The sequence below is a fragment of the Pseudoduganella sp. jia 12 genome (genome assembly GCF_055502675.1).
In genome coordinates this window covers 124,643-146,836 of record NZ_JBUXKP010000002.1, presented here as the reverse complement: position 1 = coordinate 146,836, position 22,194 = coordinate 124,643, and the positions used below count along the sequence as shown (strand labels likewise).

The 22,194-nt window shown below is 64.1% G+C and carries 19 protein-coding genes and 1 pseudogene; 8 read left to right on the top strand and 12 right to left on the bottom strand.

Translation table 11 applies throughout. From position 1 onward, the window contains the following. From ACY65G_RS03815 to ACY65G_RS03790, 6 genes are all read right to left on the bottom strand, one after another. Complete coding sequence (locus ACY65G_RS03815) at nucleotides 1-2,976, bottom strand: TonB-dependent receptor domain-containing protein (protein ID WP_464996028.1); 2,976 nt, start codon at nucleotides 2,974-2,976, stop codon at nucleotides 1-3. Between the two features lie 403 nt (nucleotides 2,977-3,379). Then, a complete protein-coding gene (locus tag ACY65G_RS03810) occupies nucleotides 3,380-5,809 on the bottom strand; it encodes a DNA internalization-related competence protein ComEC/Rec2 (protein WP_464996027.1) in 2,430 nt (809 codons plus the stop codon). Between the two features lie 41 nt (nucleotides 5,810-5,850). Next, complete coding sequence (locus tag ACY65G_RS03805; protein ID WP_464996026.1) at nucleotides 5,851-6,654, bottom strand: TatD family hydrolase; 804 nt, start codon at nucleotides 6,652-6,654, stop codon at nucleotides 5,851-5,853. 4 nt (nucleotides 6,655-6,658) lie between these two features. Next, a complete protein-coding gene (lolD, locus tag ACY65G_RS03800; protein WP_464996465.1) occupies nucleotides 6,659-7,342 on the bottom strand; it encodes a lipoprotein-releasing ABC transporter ATP-binding protein LolD in 684 nt (227 codons plus the stop codon). Nucleotides 7,343-7,355: 13 nt separating this feature from the next. Further along, the gene (locus ACY65G_RS03795; protein WP_464996025.1) at nucleotides 7,356-8,624 is read right to left on the bottom strand and encodes a lipoprotein-releasing ABC transporter permease subunit; all 1,269 of its coding nucleotides are present in this window, start codon (nucleotides 8,622-8,624) and stop codon (nucleotides 7,356-7,358) included. 45 nt (nucleotides 8,625-8,669) lie between these two features. Then, complete coding sequence (locus ACY65G_RS03790; RefSeq protein WP_464996024.1) at nucleotides 8,670-9,932, bottom strand: lipoprotein-releasing ABC transporter permease subunit; 1,263 nt, start codon at nucleotides 9,930-9,932, stop codon at nucleotides 8,670-8,672. Between the two features lie 152 nt (nucleotides 9,933-10,084). Here ACY65G_RS03790 and ACY65G_RS03785 point away from each other — a divergent pair, with 152 nt between their 5' ends. From ACY65G_RS03785 to ACY65G_RS03760, 6 genes are all read left to right on the top strand, one after another. After that, on the top strand, nucleotides 10,085-11,110 hold the full coding sequence (locus ACY65G_RS03785) for a hypothetical protein (protein ID WP_464996023.1): 1,026 nt from the start codon (nucleotides 10,085-10,087) through the stop codon (nucleotides 11,108-11,110). Nucleotides 11,111-11,133: 23 nt separating this feature from the next. Next, complete coding sequence (recJ, locus tag ACY65G_RS03780; RefSeq protein WP_464996022.1) at nucleotides 11,134-12,828, top strand: single-stranded-DNA-specific exonuclease RecJ; 1,695 nt, start codon at nucleotides 11,134-11,136, stop codon at nucleotides 12,826-12,828. A 118-nt stretch (nucleotides 12,829-12,946) separates the two neighbouring features. Beyond that, nucleotides 12,947-13,408, top strand: a complete 462-nt coding sequence (locus tag ACY65G_RS03775; RefSeq protein ID WP_464996021.1) for a DUF2384 domain-containing protein — start codon at nucleotides 12,947-12,949, stop codon at nucleotides 13,406-13,408. Next, nucleotides 13,409-14,113, top strand: a complete 705-nt coding sequence (locus ACY65G_RS03770; protein ID WP_464996020.1) for an RES family NAD+ phosphorylase — start codon at nucleotides 13,409-13,411, stop codon at nucleotides 14,111-14,113. It begins immediately after the preceding gene. 52 nt (nucleotides 14,114-14,165) lie between these two features. Beyond that, on the top strand, nucleotides 14,166-14,483 hold the full coding sequence (locus ACY65G_RS03765; RefSeq protein ID WP_464996019.1) for a DUF2288 domain-containing protein: 318 nt from the start codon (nucleotides 14,166-14,168) through the stop codon (nucleotides 14,481-14,483). A gap of 16 nt (nucleotides 14,484-14,499) precedes the next feature. Further along, entirely contained in the window at nucleotides 14,500-15,336 is an 837-nt protein-coding gene (locus ACY65G_RS03760; RefSeq protein WP_464996018.1) for a DUF817 domain-containing protein, read from the top strand. A gap of 22 nt (nucleotides 15,337-15,358) precedes the next feature. Here the strand turns inward: ACY65G_RS03760 and ACY65G_RS03755 are convergent, their stop codons facing one another. Then, nucleotides 15,359-15,562: a hypothetical protein gene (locus tag ACY65G_RS03755; RefSeq protein ID WP_464996017.1), complete on the bottom strand. Its 204-nt coding sequence runs from the start codon at nucleotides 15,560-15,562 to the stop codon at nucleotides 15,359-15,361. Nucleotides 15,563-15,595: 33 nt separating this feature from the next. Beyond that, nucleotides 15,596-16,459, bottom strand: coding sequence for an acyltransferase family protein (locus ACY65G_RS03750; protein WP_464996464.1), 864 nt, complete (start codon nucleotides 16,457-16,459; stop codon nucleotides 15,596-15,598). A 120-nt stretch (nucleotides 16,460-16,579) separates the two neighbouring features. On the opposite strand from ACY65G_RS03750, the gene ACY65G_RS03745 reads away from it, so the two are divergent. Beyond that, complete coding sequence (locus ACY65G_RS03745) at nucleotides 16,580-17,161, top strand: PEP-CTERM sorting domain-containing protein (protein WP_464996016.1); 582 nt, start codon at nucleotides 16,580-16,582, stop codon at nucleotides 17,159-17,161. A 440-nt stretch (nucleotides 17,162-17,601) separates the two neighbouring features. On the opposite strand, the gene ACY65G_RS03740 is transcribed toward ACY65G_RS03745, so the two are convergent. From ACY65G_RS03740 to tnpA, 4 genes are all read right to left on the bottom strand, one after another. Continuing rightward, nucleotides 17,602-18,384 carry a hypothetical protein gene (locus ACY65G_RS03740; protein ID WP_464996015.1) on the bottom strand — a complete coding sequence of 261 codons (783 nt, stop codon included), beginning with the start codon at nucleotides 18,382-18,384 and terminating at the stop codon, nucleotides 17,602-17,604. 527 nt (nucleotides 18,385-18,911) lie between these two features. Further along, nucleotides 18,912-19,673, bottom strand: a complete 762-nt coding sequence (locus tag ACY65G_RS03735; RefSeq protein ID WP_464996014.1) for a hypothetical protein — start codon at nucleotides 19,671-19,673, stop codon at nucleotides 18,912-18,914. Between the two features lie 149 nt (nucleotides 19,674-19,822). Beyond that, nucleotides 19,823-20,941, bottom strand: a complete 1,119-nt coding sequence (locus ACY65G_RS03730; RefSeq protein ID WP_464996013.1) for an eCIS core domain-containing protein — start codon at nucleotides 20,939-20,941, stop codon at nucleotides 19,823-19,825. Nucleotides 20,942-20,971: 30 nt separating this feature from the next. After that, nucleotides 20,972-21,331, bottom strand: a complete 360-nt coding sequence (gene tnpA / locus ACY65G_RS03725; RefSeq protein ID WP_464996463.1) for an IS66 family insertion sequence element accessory protein TnpA — start codon at nucleotides 21,329-21,331, stop codon at nucleotides 20,972-20,974. Nucleotides 21,332-21,432: 101 nt separating this feature from the next. On the opposite strand from tnpA, the pseudogene ACY65G_RS03720 reads away from it, so the two are divergent. Beyond that, nucleotides 21,433-21,709: pseudogene (locus ACY65G_RS03720) on the top strand (transposase domain-containing protein); the annotation flags it as partial. Nucleotides 21,710-22,194: the final 485 nt, after the last annotated feature.

Sequence of the window (22,194 nt, the reverse complement as noted above, 5' to 3'; positions counted from 1 at the left end):
CTACAACCGCAAGTTCAGCGTGGCAAAGAACGTGCGTCCCAGCGGATCGAAGCTGGCCGATACCGTGTTGTTCGACGGCAGCTGGGTCGACCCCAGTACCGGCGGATCCCGGTCGGTCACGTTCCGAACGCCGGCGGTGAAGTTCACCGATTTGCTGAAGTCGTAGCCGGCCGTCAGGTCGAGGTAGGTATACGAGCCGATGCGCGGATTGGTCAGCGATTCGTAGGCCGGCGGCGTGACACCCCGGCGCTGCGGTATCAAGTAAGCATCCGTCGTCACGCTGCCGCTGTAGCGTGCCCGTGCGGACAGCATCAGCTTCCCGCTGTTCATCGTCACGCGCGCCGTGCCCTTCCACTTCGACACCGGCTGGCCGCACGTGCCGCCCCACGTGCCCACGCATTCGTTGGTCACGTCGGGAATGTCCTGGATCGGCGTGAACGTCAGTTCGTCGACATAGGTCCAGTTCGTGTCCAGATTCCAGCGCGTGCCCGCGCCGAGCAGGCCCCACGTGGTGTTGAAACCGTAGTGCGCCGCCAGGTCCACGCCGCGGGTCTTGATGCCGCCGATGTTCGCAGCGGTCGTCATCACGTACGTCGGCGCGGCGATCTGGCCGGTGACGGAATCGCGGTTGATCGCCCGGCAGTACACGCTGTCCACGTTCTGGATCGTCAGGTAGCACAGGTCCAGCACGGACTGGATGCCGCCGCCGCCCAGCGTGGAAATGGCGTTGTCCAGCGTGATCTTGTAGTAGTCGAGGCTGACCTGCAGGCCGCGCACCGCCGTGGGGGCGAACACGGCACCGATAGTGGTGGTATGCGACGTTTCCGCCGTCAGGTCAGGATTGCCGCCGAGGATCTGCGTGAGGAACTGGGTGGGCTGCACGGAAGCATCGAACACGAGTCCACCCGGCACGCCGGTGGCTTCGCACAGCGCGCGCACGGCGGCCGTTTGCTGGCCGGCCGGGGCGCGGCTGGAGCACGGGTCGATGGCGGTCGGCCCGTTGCGGCCCTGGCCGCCGAACAGTTCGCCCACGTTCGGCGCGCGGATCGATTTCTGCTTCTGCACGCGGAACGTCAGGCTGTCCACGGGTGCCCACTCCGTGCCGATCGAGTTCGTCCACACCTTGCCGACGGATTCCACATCGTAATCGGAACGGCGGAACGCGCCGCTCACGCTGAGGCTTTTCGCGAACGCCCTGTCCTTCAGCAGCGGCACGCGCGCCTCGCCGAAGAATTCCTTCACGGTCGCTTCGCCCTCCGTCGGCCGTGCGGCGTTCCAGCCCGACACGTCGCCCGACGCCAGGAACGCATCCGGCGTGTACTTGCTGTACGAATGGCGGCGTTCGAAGCCTGCCGAAAAGTCCACTGGGCCAGAAGGGAGCTCGAACAGCCTGCCCGTCACGTTGCCGGCCACGACCTGCTGCTCGGCGACGATATCGGAATTCGACGAAATCAGGATCGCTTCGCGCGCGGCGTCGCTGAGGTTCTGGCCGAAGGGATTCAATACCGGCGCCGCGCCGTTCTGCGACAGCAGCGCGTTCTGGAAGCGGCTCAGCGAGATCGAACCGGCCTGGTACTGCGATTCGGTGGTGCGGGCGTTCGTGTAGTACACATCGTATTTCAGGTCGTTCAGGTAGTGCTCCGACACGGCGGGCAGTTCACCCCGCAGTCCGATGGCCAGGCGGTAGACGGAATGGTCGGTCTCGGCGAGCCGGGTGCCGAGGTCGGACAGGCGGCGGTTCAGGTTGACGAGCGCCAGGCCATCGCCCGCGACCGTGGTCAACGTCTGCGAGCCATTCGTGGCGCGCAGCGTGCCGCTTTCGCGCAGGTCGAGCTGGCGCAGTACTTCCTGCATCGGTGCGCCCAGGTAGGGATTGTTCGCGTTGACGAGGAAGTTGCCGCTCGCGCTCGTCGGGCCGATCTGCACCTTGGCGATGTTGCTGCTGTAGTGCATCTCCAGGTAGCCGGTCGCGCGTTCGTTGAAGTCGTAATGGGCGAACGCATTGCCCATCCAGCGCTTTTGCGGCGTGACGACATACGACAGCGGGCCGATGTCGAAGCCATCGTCGGGCGCGACATACGGGCGCACCGCCTTGCCGCTTGCGTCGAAGATGGCGCCCAGCGTGCCCATGCCCTGCAGGCCGGCGGCGCGCAGCGCGGCATCGAGTGCCGGGTTCGACGCCGCCGAGCCGATCACGGGCAGGTTGCCGATCCGCCCCGTTGGCACGGTGGACGAACCGCTGTAGATGAGGCCCGGCCGGCCGCCGGCGGACAGGCACGTCTGCCCGGCCGGTACCGGCAACGGCGTGCCGGGGCGCGTGGCCGACCACGATGCCGGCGTCACGCAGCCGTCGCCCATCGACGGCATCGCGTAGCCGCCCAGCTCACCGCGCGTCATGCCTTCGCGGTTCATGTAGTTCAGCGACAGCACGGCGTTGCCGCGGTTGTTGGCGAAGTTGCCGCCCACGGTGAGGTCGACGCTGTTCGTGGGCGTGCTCGTTGGCTGGTCGCGCGTGTGCTGGGCGTTGATTTCCACGCCCTCGAAATTGTCGCGCAGGATGAAGTTGACGACGCCGGAAATGGCGTCGGACCCGTACACGGCCGAGGATCCGCCGGTGACGGTCTCGATGCGCCGCACCAGCGCGGCGGGAATGGCGTTGATGTCGGTGGTGAAGTCCGGCCCGGTGATCGCGAAGCGGCGGCCGTTGACGAGCACGAGGTTGCGGGTCGGGCCCAGGTTGCGCAGGTTCAGCGTGGCCGTGCCGGACGGCTGGCCCGCCTGCATCGTATTCGCCGTGGGACTACTGAGCTGGTTGGCTGTGAACTGCGGCGTATCCGTCAGCAGCGTTTCCAGGTTTTGCGTGCCGGTCACCTTCAGCTCCTGCGCATCGAGCACGGTGACGGGCGTGGGCGCCAGGAAGCCGCGGTTGACCAGGCGGGTGCCGGTGATGACGACCTTGGCGTCTTCGAGGGGCACGGCAGGCGCCTCCTGCGCGCTGGATATGCCGGTTGTGCAGGTGGCAATGAGCACTGCCGATATCGTCCTCCGTTGCTGGAGTTTCCTTTTGCTGCCGCGCTGCTGATGTGCCATGCTGTCGCCCCCGAATCGAAAATGAAGTGTTTCACCATCCGATGCTCCGGCAGTTCTTGAAGCAGCTTGCAGCCGTGAACGTAACTGATGGTATGAACCTTCGGACGAGCGCGTCAATGCGGGAACTGCTCAAGGGGATGACTAAAGTAACGGCAGTCAGGCAACTGCGCTGATCAGGCGGTTGTGTACTGCACCGTAAGCTTTTGGTCATGACAGGTGAGCGCGCGGACGATCGATCTGATCGGAACACGCCGCCGTGCGCAAGACGATGACCGGATTGGCTGGAGCGTCACTCGTGCCAGTAGCGCGGACGCGACAGCCGATACCCGTCCACGCGCAACGGCGTGGCGAGGTCGATGCGGATGGCACCCGCCGCATCGGTGCGCATCGCCGTGACCTGTCGCTTCTCGTACCGTTCCATGACTTCCCGCTTCGGGTGCCGGTAGCGGTTCCGGTATCCCACCTGGAACACGGCGACCGAAGGCTGCACGGCATCGAGGAACGCTTCGGTCGACGACGTGCCGCTGCCGTGGTGCGGCGCCAGCAGTACGTCCGACCGCAAGACGGCAGCGGAGCGGGCGAGCAGCTCGGCTTCCTGCCGCGCCTCGATATCGCCGGCCAGCAGCACGGCCTTGCCGCCGGCAGCGATGCGCAGCGTGCAGCTGCGGCCGTTGGTCTTGAGCGACGCATCGGCATAGCTGGCGGCCGTCGGGTGCAGCATCTCGAAGCGCACGCCGTCCCATTCCCAGCGCTGGCCGGCGGCGCAGTGGCGGTGCGTGGTCGACGCCAGTGCCACCGGGTGCCGCGGCGGCAGCGACGACAACGTCCATCCGGCCCGGATTTCCTTCAGTACCGCCAGCGCGCCGCCCACGTGGTCGGTATCGCCATGGCTGACGATCATGCCATCGAGCCTGCCGATCCCTCGCGCCCGCAGGTAGGGAACGATGACGCGGCTGCCCGCATTGGCATCGGGGCCGTAGGCCGGACCGGTGTCGTACAGCAGGCGGTGTCCGGCCGTTTCGACGAGCACCGCCATGCCCTGCCCCACGTCGAACGCCGTGACGCGCGCCGTGCCGGGCAGCGGCGTATCCGGCTGCGCACCCAGCAACGGCAGCCACGTGAATGCGCCCAGCCAGCGGGCCGGCCAGCCGCGCGGCGCCAGCAGCCACAGGGTGCCGGACAACGCAAGCGCGAACAGCCACCACGGCGGCACCGGCGCATGCCACACGGCCAGCGGCGCGGTACTGAGCCATTCCAGTGCCGCGGCGAGCCACTGCATCAATGCATGGGCCAGCACCAGCAGCGGCACTGCCAGCGGTTCCGGCAGCAGGCCGCCGGCCAGCGCAAGCGGTGTCACGAGCAGGCTGACGACGGGGATGGCGATCGCGTTGGCGAGCGGGCTGATGACGGATACCTGCGCGAACAGCAGCATCGTCAGCGGCACCAGGCCAAGCGTGACGGCGTATTGCGTGTTCACCGCGGCGGCCAGCGCCGCGATCGCCCGCTGGCGGCGGCTCAGCGGCGTCGCCCGGCGGGCATCGGGATCGATGGCCGCATCGTCGCCGGGATTCTTGTGCACCGCCGTGCGCCCGACCGTTGCATACAGGATGATGGCGACCGCGCCGAACGACAGCCAGAATCCCGGCCACATCACGGCCCACGGGTCCAGCAGCACGACAAGTCCCGCCGCCAGCGCCAGCACGTGCGACACGCAGGCGATGCGATCGAGCCAAAGGGCCAGGGCCACCACGCACAGCATGTACAGCGTGCGCTGGGCAGGCACGCCGAAGCCGGCCAGCAGCACGTACAGCAATGCCGCCACGATACCTGCCAGCGCGCCCACTTTCTGCGCCGGCAGCAGCAGCGGCCACTGCGCGCGGCGCAGGAAAAACGAGCGCCGCCACAGCGCCGAAGCGGCCCACGCGACCAGCCCCGCGATCATCGTGATGTGCAGCCCGGAGATCGACACGAGGTGGCCGATGCCGGTGCGCGTAAAGAGCTGCCAGTCGTCCTGGTCGATGCCGCGCTGGTCGCCCACCACGAGGGCGACGATCACTTCCGCGTAGTCGCGCCCCGCCAGCGCGCGCCGGATCTTGTCGCGCAGGCCGTGGCGCAGCCGTTCGACGACGTTGCGCAGGCTGAACGCGAAATCCTCGCGCCGCTCGTGCGGCCCTTCGGCGCGCACATACCCGGTGGCGCGGATACCCTGCTCCAGCAACCACAATTCATACTCGAAGCCGTGCGGATTGGCGTTGCCGCGCGGCCGCTGCAGCCGAACTTTCAGGCGCCACCGTTCGCCCGGCCGCAAATCGGGCACAGGCTGCGTTTCGCCACGAAAGCCGGCGTACCACGACAGGGCGATGCGGGGTGGCACCTCGACGCCTTCGGACTGTTCGACAGCGAAGAAGAAACGCGTGAACTGGGCGTTGTGGTTCGGCAGGTTGTCGATCGTGCCGGTGACGATGACGTCGCGGCCTTCGTCGGCCTTGGCCAGTTGCGGCGCCAGTGCGTGCGTCGCCAGGAGCGCGGCCCAGTAAAAGCCGATGGCTGCGCCGCACGCAGCGCCGGCGAATGGCGCCAGCCGGCCGCAGGCATGCCATGCGAGCATCGCCGCCAGCGCAAGCAGCAGGATGAGGACGTAAAGCGGATACGAAGGAAGCACCGCCTGCGTCTGCAGGAATGCCGCTCCGCCAACGAAACCAAGAATCGCGCTGCGCATGCCACCTCCCGGGAGAGCGGCACGCGCGGCGTACCGGAACGCTACAGGCCCGTGAGGGCGCGCAGCCGAGGCATTACGATATGCGCATTCGCCGTGGTGATACCTTGAAGTTCGTCAACCGGAATGCCACGCAGCTGCGCCAGCACCCCGGCAATGCCGGGCACCTGGTCCGGCGTATTGACGCCCGGATGCACCCACTGCGGCGCGATATCCGGCGCATCCGTCTCCATCACGATGGCCGACAGCGGCAGTTGTTCGGCCAGCCGCCGGATCTGTAGCGCGCGCGTAAAGGTGAGATTGCCGCCGAAGCCCAGCTTGAAGCCGATGTCGATATACCCCTGCGCCTGCTGGAAACTGCCGTTGAATGCGTGCGCAATACCGCCGGCCGGCGGGATCTGCCGCACGTGTTTCAGTACCTGGTCCTGCGACTTGCGCACGTGGGTCAGCACGGGCAGGCCGAATTCGCGGGCGATCTTCAACTGTTCGCGGAAGAACTGCACCTGTTTGTCGCGCATCTCCGGGGTGCACAACTGGGGCAGGAAGAAGTCGAGACCCACTTCGCCGATGGCCACGAAGTTCGGGTCGCCGAGCGCGGCGCGCACTGTTTCCCGCATCGCTGCCAGGTCGTCTTCGGTGGCGTTCGGCACGCAGATCGGATGGATGCCGATCGCATACGAGGCGTTCTCGGCAGCGGCGCCCAGCGCGCGTACCGCATCCCAGTTGCTCCGGTCGATGGCCGGAATGACGATCATGCCGACGCCCTTCTCCAGCGCGCGGGCGGCCACGCCGAGCGAGTCTCCGCCGAATTCGCGGGCATCGAGGTGGCAGTGCGTGTCGATCCACATGGTGTTATGCCGGCCGCAGGCCTTCGTCCGTCAGGCGCAGCACGCGGTCGCAGCGGCGCGCCAGTTCCGGGTCGTGGGTGACGATCACGAAGGCGGTACCCAGGGTGCGCGACAGCTCCAGCATCAGGTCGAAGATCGCCTCGGCCGTGGTGTGATCGAGGTTGCCGGTCGGTTCGTCCGCGAGCACGCAGGCCGGCTGCGTGACGAGGGCCCGGGCCAGCGCCACGCGCTGCCGCTCGCCGCCGGACAGTTCGCCCGGCACGTGCGTGACGCGCTTGGCCAGGTTCACGCGGGCCAGCATGGCCTGCGCCGCTTCCTCGGCCTGGGCGCGCTTCATGCGGCGGATCAGCAGCGGCATGGCCACGTTGTCCAGCGCCGAGAATTCCGGCAGCAGGTGGTGGAACTGGTAGACGAAGCCCAGCGCACTGTTGCGCAGGTCGCCCCGCGCCGCTTCGGACATGGTGGCGAAATCCTTGCCCTGCAACGTGACGTTGCCGGTGGTGGGCGTGTCGAGGCCGCCCAGCAGGTGCAGCAGCGTGGACTTGCCGGAACCGGAGGCGCCGATGATGGCCACGCGTTCGCCGCGCCGCACCTCGAAGTCGATGCCTTTCAATACCGGCACCGCGTAGCTGCCCTGTGTAAACGTCTTGCCCAGGTTGCGGCACGACAGGACGGGATTGTCGTTCATGGCGTTCATGGCTTCACTCATAGCGCAGCGCCTCCGCCGGTTTCACTTGCGAGGCCCAGCGGCTCGGCCAGATCGTGGCCACGAAGGCCAGCAGCACGGCGATCGTGCCGATCGTGGCCACGTCCGGCCAGCGCATGTCCGATGGCACGGTGGTGATGTAATAGATATCCTTCGACAAGAACTGCACTCCCAATGTTTGTTCGATGAATGGCACGATGACGTCGATGTTCGATGCCACCAGCACGCCGCCGCCCACGCCCAGAACGGTACCGAGCAGCCCCACCAGCGCGCCCTGGATGACGAAGATCTTCATGATCGAGCGGGGCGAGGCGCCCAGCGTGCGCAGGATCGCGATGTCCGGCTGCTTGTCCGTCACCGTCATCACCAGCGTCGATACGAGGTTGAACGCCGCCACCGCCACGATCAGCGTGAGGATGATGAACATCATGCGCTTTTCCGTCTGCACGGCGGCGAACCAGTTGGCGTTCAGCTTCGACCAGTCGCGCACTTCCAGGTTGGCCGGCATGAGTTTCTTGAGCTCCTCGGCCACCTGCGGCGCGCGGTGCATGTCGGCCAGGCGCAGGCGCAGCCCGGCGGGGGCCGCCATGCGCAGCATGCGCTGCGCATCTTCCAGGTGGATGAAGGCCATGCCGGCATCGAATTCCTGGTGCCGCGCGGCGAAGATGCCGACCACCATGAACGAGCGCATGCGGGGCACCAGGCCGGCCGGCGTGACGGTACCCTGCGGCAGCACCATCGTCACCTTCTCGCCAATGCCCGCGTTCAGCGACCGGGCCAGGTCGATACCCAGCACGATGTTGAATTCGCCCGGCCGCAGCGCCGTGAAGCTGCCCATCCTGATGTGCTTCGTCACGTCGGACACGGCCGGTTCCTGCTCGGGCAGCACGCCGCGCACCATGGCCGGGCGCAGCGCTTCGCCGCCATGCATCAGGCCCGCCTGCGTTTCCGAAAACGGTGCGGCGCCCTTGACTTCCGGATGGCGCAGCGCATTGCGCGCCTCCTGGCGCCAGTCCGGCATGCCGCCGGTCTTGTCGAACACCTCCACGTGCGCCAGCACCGAGAGCATGCGGTTCGTCACATCCTTCTGGAAGCCGTTCATTACGGAGAGGATGATGATCAGCGCGGCCACGCCGAGCGCGATGCCGGCCATCGAAATGAGCGAGATGAACGAGATGAAGCGGTTGCGCCCGCCGCGCTTGCCGGCGCGGGTATAGCGCAGGCCGACCTGCCATTCATACGGTAGATTCTTAACAAAGCTCATCGGTCACCATGCATTGAGGGAGCCGAAGTGTGCCACAAGTTTGCCCTATTCATATCTCAGCGCCTCCGCCGGCTTCACGCGCGCCGCCCACCAGCTCGGGTACAGCGTGGCGACGAAGGCCAGGCCCACGGCCGTGCCGCCGATCGCCGCCACGTCGCCCCAGCGCAGGTCCGAGGGCACGGCGCTGATGAAATAGATATCCTTCGACAGGAATTTCATGCCCAACACGCTTTCGATGGCGGGCACGATCACGTCCACGTTCAGCGCCAGCAGCACGCCGCCGGCCACGCCGAGCGCCGTGCCCACCACGCCGACCAGCGCGCCCTGCACCATGAACACCTTCATGATCGAGCGGGGAGAGGCACCCAGCGTGCGCAGGATGGCGATATCGGCCTGCTTGTCCGTGACCGTCATGACGAGGGTAGCCACGAGGTTGAACGCGGCCACGGCGATGATCAAGGTGAGGATGATGAACATCATGCGCTTTTGCGTCTGCACGGCGGCGAACCAGTTGGCGTTCAGCTTCGACCAGTCGCGCACGAGCAGGTCGCCCGGCATCGTCTGCTTCAGCTGGAACGCCACTTCCGGCGCCTGGTCCATGTCCGCGATCTTCAGGCGCAGGCCATAGGGGCCGGGAAGGTTCAGCAATCGCTGGCCGTCGGCCAGGTGCACGTAGGCCAGCGAGGAATCGAATTCGTTGTGGCCCGCCTCGAAGATGCCGACCACGGTGAAGGTGCGCATCGCCGGCGCACCGCCGGACAAGCCGCCTTCGGACAGCGCCATTGCCACCTTGCCGCCCACTTTGACTTCCAGTGCCCTGGCCAGCTCGACGCCGAGCACGATGCCCTGTTCGCCGGCCTTCAGGCCGGCCAGGCTGCCCTGCTTCACCTGGCGAGGAATATCGGATACCTTGCCCTCCTCTTCCGGCAGGATGCCGCGCACGATGGCGGGGCGCAGCACGTCGCCGCCATGCGCCAGCAGCGCCTGCAGCTCCACGAACGGGGCGGCGCCCTTCACTTCCGGGTTGGCGAAGGCATTGCGGGCCGTGGCGCGCCAGTCCGTCATCGGACCGCCCATCTGGTAGACCTCGATGTGTCCCAGCACGGACAGCATGCGCGTCGTGACCTCCTTCTGGAAGCCGTTGTAGACGGAGAGGACGATGATCAGCGCGGCCACGCCCAGGCCGATCCCCGCCATCGAGATCGCGGAGATGAACGAGATGAAGCTGTTGCGGCCGCTGCGGCGGCCGGCGCGCGTGTAGCGCAGGCCGACTTGCCATTCGAACGGCATCTTGTGCATGAAACTCATGGAGAAGGAGGGCTCCTGGTGCAAAGTGCGCAGTTTGCCATATAAACAGCATTGCCGGAGATACAGCTGAGCAGCCGGGCGGGAAGGCGGCGATCCGGGCAGGAAGGACATCGCTCCCGGGCGCCCCGGGCGCCGATCTTCTATAATGTGGCATGGCTTCCACGACCCTCGTTTTACCTTTCGGCCTGCCGCCGGCCGAAATGGCGCCGGACCTCGTCCGCGCGCTGCAGGCCCCTGCCCTGGCGACTTTACTTTCCCGCAATTCCACGCACACCGTGCATGCGTTCGACGCCGATTCGCGCATGCTGCCGCACGAGGCATGGCTGGCGCACGCGCTCGGCCTGGCGCCTGCGGCGGACAATGCGCCGGCCGCGCCGTTCGCGCCCGCCGTGATGCGCGGCCTGGGCCTGGCGCCGGATGCCGGCCATTGGTTCCTCTTCCACCCGGTGCACGTGGTGGTGGGCACGCACCTGATGATGCCTGACCTGCGTGGTTTGCGGATCAGCGCAGAGGAGTCTCGCGCGCTGTTCGATGCCGCGCTGCCGCTGTTCGAGGAACTGGGCAAGACGCTCGTCTACGGCGATGCTTACACGTGGTTCCTGCGCGCCGACGACTGGGCGGAGCTGGCAACGGCCTCGCCGGATGCCGCCACGGGCGACAACCTGCACCCGTGGCTGCCGGCCGGCGCCGCGGCGCGCGACTTCCGCCGCCTGCTGAACGAAGTGCAGATGCTGTGGCACGCGCACCCGGTGAACGAAGCGCGCCGGCAACCCGTCAATTCGTTCTGGCTGTGGGCCGGCGGGCCGGCTTCGCAGCCGCGCCCGGAACTGGCGCTGGCCACCAGCGCCTCTCCAGCCTGGGTCAATGCGCTGGCCACGCCGGAACTGCGCGATGCCACCTGTGTCCAATGGCTGGCAACGAAGGACCATGAGCGCGTGGCCGTGCTGGGCCACCTCGCGGGTGCCGGCCTGGCCGAGGATTGGCCCGGCTGGCTGGAATCGATGAAACAGCTCGAAGACCAGTGGTTCGCGCCGCTGCTGGGCGCGCTGCGCTCGGGGCAAACGTCCGCCGTGCGCCTCGTGCTGACCAATCGGCGCGGCTGGACCGACACCACCGCGACGAAACTGGCGCTGAACAAGTTCTGGCGCGCCGAGAACTTCAAGCACCTCCTCACCTGAATTCCTGGACCAAAGCCAACCTCATGACCCGTATCACCCACCGCCCCTGCCCGTTCCGCGAATCGGAAATGCTGCGCCAGGGAGGCATCCATCCCGTGCTGGCCCGCCTGTTCGCGGCGCGCGGCCTGACTGATCCGAAAGACCTGTCTTCCGAACTGTCGGCGCTGATCCTGCCGTCGGGCCTGCTGCACATCGATGCCGCCGCCGTGTTCCTGGCCGATGCGATCGCCGCCGGCAAGCGCATGGTCATCGTGGCCGACTACGATTGCGACGGCGCCACGGCCTGCGCCACGGCGCTGCGCGGCCTGCGCGCGATGGGGGCGAACGTCGACTTCATCGTGCCGAACCGCTTCGAGTATGGCTATGGCCTCACGCCCGAGATCGTGGCCCTGACGGCGCGCGAGAAATCGCCGGACATCATCCTCACCGTCGACAACGGCATCGCCAGCATCGATGGCGTGGAAGAAGCCAAGCGGCGCGGCATCGAGGTCGTCGTCACCGACCACCACCTGCCGGGCGACCGGCTGCCCGATGCGCGCGTGATCGTCAACCCGAACCAGCCGGCGTGCGGCTTCCCGTCGAAGAACCTGGCCGGCGTGGGCGTGGTGTTCTACGTGCTGCTGGCGCTGCGCGCGGAATTGCGCCGGCGCGGCGTGTTCGATGCGCAAACGCAGCCCAAGCTCGACTCGCTGCTCGACCTGGTGGCGCTGGGCACGGTGGCGGACGTGGTGAAACTCGACACGAACAACCGCATCCTCGTGGCGCAGGGCCTGAAACGCATGCGGGCCGGGCGCATGCATGCGGGCGTGGCGGCGCTGTTCCGCGTGGCCGGGCGCCAGGCGCGCAGCGCCACGCCGTTCGACCTGGGCTTCGCGCTGGGGCCGCGCCTGAACGCGGCGGGCCGGCTGGAAGACATGTCGCTGGGGATCGAATGCCTCGTCACCGACGACGAAGGCCGCGCCTGGGCACTGGCCCAGCAGCTCAACGAGATCAACCTGAAGCGCCGCGAGATCGAAGCGGAGATGCAGGATACGGCGCTGCTGCACCTGGATGCTTTCCAGCCATCGGAGAGTTCCACGATCAGCGTGTTCGACGAAACGTGGCACCAGGGCGTGATCGGCATCGTGGCTTCGCGCCTGAAGGAGAAGTTCTACCGGCCCACGATCACGTTCGCCCCGGCCGGCGACGGCTGGATCAAGGGTTCCGGCCGCTCGATCGCCGGCTTCCACATGCGCGATGCGCTCGACCTGGTGTCGAAGCGGGCGCCGAGCCTGATCGACAAGTTCGGCGGCCACGCGATGGCGGCCGGCCTGTCGATCCGCGCCGATGCGTTCGACGCGTTTTCGGCGGCATTCGAGACGGTCGGCCGCGCATGGCTGACGGAACAGCAGCTGGAACGGGTCGTCGAAACGGATGGCCCGCTGGAAGATGGCTACTTCACCACGGATTTCATCGAATTGATGGATGGCATCGTGTGGGGCCAGGGCTTCGCGCCGCCGGTGTTCTGCGACGAATTCCGCGTGATCAGCCAGCGTATCCTGAAGGATCGCCACCTGAAGCTGCTGCTGGAACGGAACGGTGCCCGCTACGATGCGATCTGGTTCGGCCGCACCGATGCGCTCGGCGACCGTGCCCGCATCGCCTTCCGGCTCGATGCCAACGAATACAACGGCACCACGCGCGTGCAGTTGATGGTCGAGCACGCCGAACCGGCTTGAAGTGCCGCGATGGTGGCTGAGCCGGCCGGCATGTCCGGCTCCGCCATCCGCCATGACCATTGTGCCGCTTGCGGTCGATCCGGAAACGGAGTATAAAGACTCCAGATATGGAGGAATTATGCACTTACCTCATGCGCAACCCAACGCATTTCCGTATGTCTATCCGAAGTCCCGCTACGAGCCCGTCGCGCCCGTCGACCTGAACGACCGCGAACAGCGGGAACGCCTGTCGCAATCGGCCCTGAAGGGCTTTTTCAAGCTGAAGGATGCGTGGAACGTGCGCGACGACGATGCGCGCGAGCTGCTGGGCGGCCCGTCCAGCAGTGCCTTCTACGAATGGAAGCGCAATCCCGCCCGCGTGCTCGAAGTGGACCGCATCACCCGCATCTCCTACCTGCTCGGCATCTACAAATCCCTGCACATCATCTACGGCGACCAGCTCGCCGACGAATGGATCCACCTGCCCAACAAGAATGCCATCTTCAGGGGCAGCACGCCGCTGGCCTACATGCTGGCCGGCGGCCTGCTGGCGATGCAGACCGTGCGCAAGCTGGTCGACGCGCGCCGGGGAGGCCTGTAATTGCCGGGCATCCCGCTGTTGCCCGTGCCGCCGTTGCGGCAGCTGCGCCAGTTCGACACCTGCCGGCTGATTCCTTCGCGCTTTGCGGACGTGGAGGATTCCGTGCTGGCGCCGCTGGCCGACAACGACGCCGAACTCGCCGACCTGTTCGAGCTCGATAACGCCACGAACGCGCGGCTGCTGGCCGAACATGGCGGCGCGCCCGGCATCGGCGTGGACGAGCTGCTGTCCCGGGTGCCGAACTTCCGCATCGTCAATGCCGCGTTTACCTACCCCCGCCCCGAAGGAAGCCGCTTCAACGACGGCGAGCGCGGCGCCTGGTACTGCGCGTTCGAGCCGGAAACGGCGCTTGCCGAAGTCATCTTCCACAAGACGGTGGAATATGCGGAGATCGACCGTTTCGACGACAGCGTCAGCTACCAGGCCATGCTGGCCGACTTCACGGCCCCGTTCCACGATATCCGCGGCTTGCCTGAATTCGCGCCCTGCCTCGCGCCCGACAGCTACGAAACGTCGCAACTGCTGGCCGAGCGCCTGCTCGCGGCCGGGGCGACCGGCATCATCTACCCCAGCGTGCGGCGCGCCACCGGCACCTGCCTCGCCTGCTTCCGGCCGGCGCTGGTGGGCAATGTTCGCAAAGGGCTGGCCTATCGGTTAACATGGCGGGGCAGCCCGGTGCCCGTCGTCGAGCCGCGCACCCCGTGAACCGCAGCAAAATCCACAGCAAAATCCACAGCAAAAACCCAGCAAACCCAGCATGCAACTGAATCCTGACAAAGATACCGAACTCCGCCAGAAGGTGAACCGTGAAACGGGCCGCTTGCCGTGGAGCGAACTGATGCGCCACTTCGCTTCCGGCAACGTGGTGTGGATCGCCGACGAGATGGACCTCGTCGAAGTGGCCGTGCGCATCGCCCACGACGACAAGGCCAGCGTGGGCCAGTGGATGGCCGCCGGCCAGATCGCCAAGGTCTCGGACCGGCAGGCGCAGGAATGGCTGGAAACGGATGCCTCGCTGTGGGCTTGCGTGGTCAGCCCGTTCATCCTCGTCCAGCAGCAGAAAAAGCCGCACTGACCGGGCGGGCGTACCGATGCTTGCCCCGCTCGACGCCCACCTGACCGATGCGCGCCCGCGCCAGTTGCGGGCATTCCAGCGCCCGCTCGTCGAGTTCCTGTATTTCGGCATCAAGGAAGCCCGCGCCTGCCTGTTCGCCGGCCTGTTCTTCCTGGCCATGTTCTGCATGCCGCGCGCCGGCCTGTTCGGCATGATTCCCCGCTACGACGCGCTGCTGGCCGTGGCCCTGGCCATCCAGGCGTGGATGCTGGCCACGCGCCTGGAGACGTGGGATGAAGTGAAGGCCATCGGCCTGTTTCATGTGGTCGGTTTCGCGCTCGAAGTGTTCAAGACACAGGTCGGCTCCTGGGCCTATCCGGACTTCGCCTACACCAAGATATTCGGCGTGCCGCTGTTTTCCGGTTTCATGTACGCGGCCATCGGCAGCTACATCATCCAGGCCTGGCGCCTGCTCGACCTGCGTATCCGGCACCACCCGCCGTATCCGATGGCGGCCGCGATCGCCATCCTGATCTACGTGAATTTCTGGACCCACCACTACATCGGCGACTACCGCTGGTACCTGGCCGCCTGCGCGCTGGGGCTGTACGCGCGCACCACCGTGATCTTCCGGCCGCTCGACCGCGACCGCAGGATGCCCCTGCTGCTGGGCTTCATGCTGACCGGTTTCTTCATCTGGGTGGCCGAAAACCTGGGCACGTTCGTGGGCGTGTGGCGCTACCCGAACCAGCTGGGCGCCTGGTCCGTCGTCCACGTGAGCAAGTGGAGCGCGTGGTCGCTGCTCGTCATCATGACGTTCACCATCGTGGCGAACCTGAAGCATGTGAAGGCGCGGGTGCACGTGCCGGAGTGAACGGCGCCCGAGGGCCTCGGAATCACCCTCCGGCTGCGGAAGCGACAGGCAGGCGCACCTCCGACGGCTTCGCCGGATACCAGCGCGCCCGCAGCCGTATGCATGGCGACTCCACCGCCCGATACAGCAGCCAGCCTCCGCACATGCCTGCCGCCATGACGCCGACAATCGTCGCGGGCGCCTCCGTGTCGATCCCCATCGAGACCAGTTCGGGGCGCAACGCCATGAACACGGGCTTGTGCACCAGATAGATCGCGTACTACCACAAGGCCAGGCGGGCCGCGCCGGGAACACGCAGGCGGTACAGCAGCGACGCGGGGCTGAGTGCCGCGCAGGCCAGCAAGGCAAAGCTGGCGGCGAGCAGCGGGAACCCGAAGGTGGAGGCCAGAAAAGCATTTGGCGCCTCGTTCATCACACCATACAGCACGCCGCCTGCCGCAGACAGGCCGGCAGCCAGCAACGCATTCCCGTACCGCAGCACGCGCGCAAATGCCGCGGGATGGAAATCCTTCAGCATCGTGATGGCGACACCCGGCAATAGTTCATCGAAGCGGCACAGCGTCGCGTAATACACGGGCGCCGCGAACATGTCATTGCCGTCCATGAAGGCCGTGCCACGCACCGCCATGCCGGCGGCGATCGCGGCAAGTAGCGCACACCACAGCAGGCGCGGCGACCGGCTGGTGCCGACCAGCGCCAGTACCGCAAGCGGCAGCGCCACATAGAACTGCTCCTCGGTGCACAGCGACCAGGAGTGCGTAAACGTCTGGCCATACTCCAGGCCGATGTTCTGCGTGAAAGTCAGATACCGCCACAGCGGCGCCATGGTGCTGCCGGCAATCGGGCTGTGCGGCAGCAGAACATACATGGCCAACACCACGAAATAGTTCGGCAGCGTGCGCAGGAGGCGACGCGCGAAGAACGTCTTCAGCGCCAGGCTCTCCCCGCGGCTTGCCGGCGCCAGCAACTGATTGCCGATCAGGTAGCCGCTCAGCACGAAGAACAGGTCGCCCCCGGCCCAGCCGATGCGGCCGGCGACGCCGAAGGTCAGCGCGTGGCTCACAAAGCCGTGATAGAGGGACATCAGCACCAGCACGATGGCCATGGCGCGCAGGGTATCCAGCCCGACCAGCCATGTTGGCCGGCCTCCCCAATCGCCGCCAGAGCGCCCCGAAGTTTTTGGCTATGAGATAAATATTAGCAATGCTACAATTTATTGACATAAAATTACGGGAGGTTTGAGATGCCATCCATGTTGTCCAGGCTTGTAACCGGCGCTGCTATTTGCTTGGCGACGTGCAGCGCCGCAACCGCTTCGCCCTACATTGCAACCTTCACGATGGGCGGCTTTCAGAGTGGCTCTCCCGTCGAAACAGTGAGTGGGACCATCAGTTGGGAAGCGGATTCGCTGTTCGGACCGATCCATCAAATAACCGCCATCGACTTGACCATCCTGGGACATGCGTACTCGGTCGATGAAGTTCATGTCGTGACGCAGACTTCGCCCCCGGGCGATTTTCCGTGGAACACCGTCATGATTTCGGGTGTGCTGAACGACCCAGACGCGGGAAGTGCGATCTACACTGAAACGGATGACTTCTGGCTCAGGTGGCACCGTGATACCAATGAATGGATTGATTTCCACTACGCGACAAGCGGTGTGGCGGGTATCTGGAGCGCCAGCCAGTGGGATCAGCCCCAAGTATCGCAACTGGACATCGCGCCGGCACCTGTGCCGGAACCTGCAACGTGGACGATGCTGATGGCCGCGCTACTGGTGTTTGGCGGTCAACGTGTCAGACACAGCAAGGGAATGCCGAAGTAGACCACATTATCTTCCGCCCTTCCTGATCGTCCGGCACGGTCGGGAAGGATAACCTGCAATCGTTCAGAGAGCGCTCCAGCGACTGGTCGCTCCCGCGTACTTCTTGCCGGCCGCTTGGGCACACGCGTCAGGCCGCTGATCCGGGGCGCAAGCGCAGTCAAGCGTTGGACGACACATCCCTTTGCACTAGCGACACATCCCTTTGCACGCAACGACATAAGCAGTTGCACGGTGAGTCTAGGCACATCGTTGGATCCAAGGGGAATGCATGGTGAGGCTGCACTTCTGACACGTCTGCCCCAGCGTTAATGCGACGAACCAGGTCGGTTCGTGTCAACACAACGACTGCAAGGCGCAACACTTCGTTCGATAAATTGACACCGCGCCTGTCTCAGGTGGATGGCCACCTGCACCCGCACCAGCCCAGCACCCGCGAATGATCAGAGGATTGACTCAAGTGCAGCGTCACTAAGCCCCACTTCCGCGCCGTTTTTGTTCAGTCGCGCCACTAGAAATTGCGCGACCACAGTGATGTGTTCTGCGATGCGGGAATCGATCACTTTATTTAGAAACATGAGTACATGGTTGGGGTGCAGTGTCAATCGCCCCACCATCAGAGCAACCAGGTATTCCTTTAAAGCGGGTCCGCCGCCCTGCCCTGCGGCAGTTACTTCGCCCGACTGGAAGGCGAGCATCCGCTCGCTGACGATTTCATCGCAATTGCCGTAGGCGATTTCTCCTTCCCGCGCCGCGCGAAGAAACGCTGCCTGAATTACGCCGTCACTAAACCTCTGGAAGCTCTCCGGCGAAATTACTGTGCGTTCATATGTTTTATATACAAGCTTCGGTTTCTTGGTGATGCCTTGACGATACTTGTGGAGCAGCGAAGCGATGATCGCAAACGTATCGGCCTGGCTAATGGCACGGCAGCCGTCGTACGTGGGGATCAGCGTGAAATCCGCAGCGAGCTTTAATGGAGCTCCGCCCGGTGGCGACCAGAAAAGGTCGTTCATCAATCCTGCGCTAGGCGCCAGCCGGAGCAGCTCGATACGCTCGGCGATCAGCGTGGGGACCTCGTATCCAGCCACGTCGCACCAGTAGCGCAATTCCTGCAACCGCGCAAACTCGCGCTGCCAACTGTGATCCGGCGCACACGGCGGCAGATCGATGGCAACTACGGCGAGAAGAGCGAATGTTTTTGGCCCCTGGTCGCCGAAAGTCAAGTTCGATTCCACGCGCCGACGTTCCAAGTCACTGCTGGCCCTGAAAATCGGACTGACGTATGTAATGCTGCCTCCGGATGTACGGTCCGTAGATCGCGGCTGATACCCATCAGTTCATACGTATCGTCCATGCAGCCCGAAATAACGAGCGTCGCTGCCTCCCTTTCAACGGCGGCCGACGATAAATCGCTTGCGTGGGTGACTATTAAGCCATCACGCAAGGCCTCCGGGAGCGGTACGTGCTTCGTTTGCAATCGCGGCAGCGCCGGGATAGCTTGTTGGAACAATGCGGCGCAAGTGCACAGTCGAGCCGCGGCGTACGAGGCGAGCGAGCTTACAACGAATGTCGTCAACGCGTTCCTGGGCGCTCGCTTCCCCCGCAGCGCCCTCGAGCATGTTCTCGACGTCTAGATAGAGCTCGAACTCACGCGTGCCGACGGATCTAAAGGCTTTGAACAGCCCGACGCTCGCCAACCTATCGAGCACGGCGCGGGATGCAAGCCCCCGGCAAGGGCTTCCGCCAGAACCTAGAAAGCTGCTCTCACGGTGGCCGGCGCATATTCACGCCAGGCCGTTGCCCAAGAAATTACTCTACCCGACGGAGACGATGTCATGTTCACGTGATTGTCCCAGGGTGGAACGCACGGTCGAATAAATCCCGCTAATTGCCAGAACTGCACCCTTTCTTGCACCAACGGGTTGTCCCGGTTTCGGTAAATCCAGCGCAATTCCGAATGCGTGATCGTACGTTCTTTATCATTGGTGTCAAGTGCTTTGCCATGCGGCCTATCACGGGCCAGCACAGCACCATTTTCGCCTTCAAAAAGGTGGGTCTTCGTAACGACTGCGCCCATATCGATGCTATCGAGTACGAAATGAATATGCCCGCGTTGCTGGCCTATCGTCCATGCCATTCCGAATTTTGACTTGGCGCGCCAGGCGGCATTTACTTTTTCAGGGGTGGCACTTCCAGCGGATAATTCCTCATCACAATTGAAGGCACGAATCATGACCATGTACTTACTATGTTTTCTGTGCACCTCATTAGCGCGAAGAAATTCCTGCCAAACCTTATGGGCTGCCGGGCCACGTTGCTCCACCAGACTCTTGCGGTATTGATCGACCGTAGCGACGCCCCCGGCGTTAATGATCTGCTCACCAAAATGGCTGACCAATTTCGGCCGCTCTGGAGCGAGACCATAAATCAGGTCCCCATTCTCGAAGTTAAATTTAAATGGGTTGCGAAATGGCATATTCACGATCCTCCTGTTAGTGGCGCGCAGCTGCATGATCTCCGGAAAGTCGGCGCTTCGGCACAGGCTCTGGAAAAGCTTGGGGTGCCGCAGGGAAGTTCGCCGGTTCGGGCGTCTTACGCCGGCAACCGGTGCGCCGTATTTCGCTCATTTACGGAATTGCCAAGCCGAAACAATCACTGATCTTATTGGTAATAAATATGGTGCGCGTCGCTGTCTGCCTCACCAAAATGGGCATCGAGAACGTAGTTGCGTAGCGCCACGTCGGTTTGAAATCCCGCCGTGTATGGAAGGCTGAAATACGGCATGAACATCAAATCCCGATCAAACGATTGCCAGGTACGGTATGGGGCCCCTGGGAGAGCGGGGTTCAGTTGCGGACTGTAGTTTCTGTTATCCAAGTCGTTATGCTGACCATAGGTGCAAATATGAAAGTGGCCGACGCGCGTTCTAGCTAGTAACGGGTTGCCCCATGACACTTGGGCATGTAGGTCATTGGTGTGCTCAACAATCAACAATCGACCTCGGGGACCACCGCCGTAATCGAATAGCCTTCCTTGCCGGGCATCGCCAGCAGGCACTTGGCACCTGATCTGCGCCCCTTCATTGTGTGCAATTAGAGCGACGCAATGGTATGTCCGCCGTGCATTGCGACTCACGCCTGCGAGACTTTTAGTGCGAGCCAATGCCAACTGGCGGCTCGCCCATATCTCGTTGCGGCTTGCGGTGGCAGCATAAATATGGGTTGCAGGAGCATTCGGCGGATGCCATGTCCTTGTCTTGTCGAGTGTATGCTGGGCCAGGCCACCATGGTTTTGACACTGCCGAATGGCCCGGCCACCGAATTCATTCGGGGCAAGGAGCGTCAACGGTGGTAATACCGCTCCAGCCATGAAGGCCATGGCAGCACGATCTGCTTCATCTTCAAGCTCGTCACTGTCGAGCACCGACAACAGACCGCCCGGCCCGGCGTGCCAGGTGCATTGCTGAACCACATGCGCGAATTCATGCGCCAGCACTGCATGCAGATTGTCACGTCCACGCTCAAGGGTTCGGCGCTGCAGAACAACGGTCCGTGCTTCGCAATATGCCTCTGGCATCCCAGGCAATTCCTCGCCCGTGACGAACACCTTGACGTCTCGCGCGAGCGCCCCGTAGAAGTGGGTCAGCTGTTTCCGTAACGCCGGATCAACATCGAAATTGATGAGTTGAGTAGGAGTATTGGCACTTTTCTGGACAATTGTCTCGACTGAAACAAGTGCGCGTCTTACAACCTTCGGGGGGAAACGCGTTGTTGGGGTCATCTTGATCTCGCTTGTCGCATGTGGTCACGCTCAATTGGCTACACGGTGGTTTGCTTGCCTCATGCCAGCCAGTTGCTCGCATCGGCACCCGCCGCACAAGGTCCGTCGACTTGCTGAACCGGTATTATCTAATCGCTGCAGTTTCAGGTTAGAAGCAATGTCACGCGTAACACAAGTAACAATCCATCTGTAATTGATGGCCCGAGGCGCGCTTGGCATTGCGGGGGGGCGAGTATGAGTTCGGCTTGAATGCCGGCTGCGTGGGATTGGCCGCCAAATATGGAAGCTGGCCGTCGACACCGATGCATCCTGGCAGAAGGCAGCGATGGTCTTGCCGCTCTGCGCATGCCGAAGCAAGCGGGTACGCCAGGCGGCTTCCTTTGAGGAGATTCCAGCTTTTCCATGCCCTGCTCCGTGTCGTTGAACTCGGAGAGGATTGTTCCGGCTTGAAAAAACGAACGATACAACGCCGCTCAGGAACCTCTTACCGCTACTGCGACGACGGGATGATTGAAATCGATAACTCGGCCGCGGAGCGCGCGCTGCGCGGCGTTGCTATCGGTCGGCGCAATTACCTGTTCACCGGCGCCGACACCGGGTGGCGAATGCGCAGCCGCACTCTACTCGCTGATCGGGACGGCCAAGCTCAACGGTGTCGACCCCGAAGCCTGGTTGCGCCATATGCTAGCCCACATCGCCGATCATCCCGTCAACCGCGTTGACGAGTTCCTGCCCTGGCATTGCGCCGGGCAGCTGGCACCTGCCTAAAAACACGCCGCTTCCCAGCGGTGTAATGCCATCATCTAGGAAATCGGCAGTCAGCTCAAGACGGTGCTGGGGCGACGCTTACGGATGAGAAGCACATACAAGCGCTGCCAATGCCTACCGTACGATGACTTTTAGAATACGAACACCGTATTGGTAATAAGAAGGCGCTCCCCTGACGGCGGAAAGATAGTTCTTGGTAGCCACACAGACAAAGTTTCGGTGCGGGCCTTGAAGAGTCTACGCAAATGCCTGTTGCAGAAAACCGTGCAAGTAGTTGTGTCGCTTTCTGATCACCGTGCAAGCAGATGTGTCGTTACGTGCAACTGGATCTGTCGCAGAACATTCTAAGCAGTTGATTTAGGTACCCTCCACGTGCAAGCGGATGTGTCGTCCAACGTCAAGGCAACAGCGTCTCCGTGGCGTCCTGGCTGCTGGCTTCATGCGCATGGCCAGACCCCAGCGCTCCCAGCGAACCACCCGATACC

Excerpts from the sequence above, each read along its gene's own strand:
- ACY65G_RS03790 (WP_464996024.1), bottom strand. The coding sequence starts at position 9,932 with ATGAGTTTCATGCACAAGATGCCGTTCGAATGGCAAGTCGGCCTGCGC.
- ACY65G_RS03785 (WP_464996023.1), top strand. The coding sequence starts at position 10,085 with ATGGCTTCCACGACCCTCGTTTTACCTTTCGGCCTGCCGCCGGCCGAA.
- ACY65G_RS03810 (WP_464996027.1), bottom strand. The coding sequence starts at position 5,809 with ATGCGCAGCGCGATTCTTGGTTTCGTTGGCGGAGCGGCATTCCTGCAG.
- ACY65G_RS03795 (WP_464996025.1), bottom strand. The coding sequence starts at position 8,624 with ATGAGCTTTGTTAAGAATCTACCGTATGAATGGCAGGTCGGCCTGCGC.
- ACY65G_RS03730 (WP_464996013.1), bottom strand. The coding sequence starts at position 20,941 with ATGACCCCAACAACGCGTTTCCCCCCGAAGGTTGTAAGACGCGCACTT.
- ACY65G_RS03735 (WP_464996014.1), bottom strand. The coding sequence starts at position 19,673 with ATGCAGCTGCGCGCCACTAACAGGAGGATCGTGAATATGCCATTTCGC.
- ACY65G_RS03765 (WP_464996019.1), top strand. The coding sequence starts at position 14,166 with ATGCAACTGAATCCTGACAAAGATACCGAACTCCGCCAGAAGGTGAAC.
- ACY65G_RS03760 (WP_464996018.1), top strand. The coding sequence starts at position 14,500 with ATGCTTGCCCCGCTCGACGCCCACCTGACCGATGCGCGCCCGCGCCAG.
- ACY65G_RS03745 (WP_464996016.1), top strand. The coding sequence starts at position 16,580 with ATGCCATCCATGTTGTCCAGGCTTGTAACCGGCGCTGCTATTTGCTTG.
- ACY65G_RS03755 (WP_464996017.1), bottom strand. The coding sequence starts at position 15,562 with ATGGCGTTGCGCCCCGAACTGGTCTCGATGGGGATCGACACGGAGGCG.
- lolD (WP_464996465.1), bottom strand. The coding sequence starts at position 7,342 with ATGAACGACAATCCCGTCCTGTCGTGCCGCAACCTGGGCAAGACGTTT.
- recJ (WP_464996022.1), top strand. The coding sequence starts at position 11,134 with ATGACCCGTATCACCCACCGCCCCTGCCCGTTCCGCGAATCGGAAATG.
- ACY65G_RS03805 (WP_464996026.1), bottom strand. The coding sequence starts at position 6,654 with ATGTGGATCGACACGCACTGCCACCTCGATGCCCGCGAATTCGGCGGA.
- ACY65G_RS03775 (WP_464996021.1), top strand. The coding sequence starts at position 12,947 with ATGCACTTACCTCATGCGCAACCCAACGCATTTCCGTATGTCTATCCG.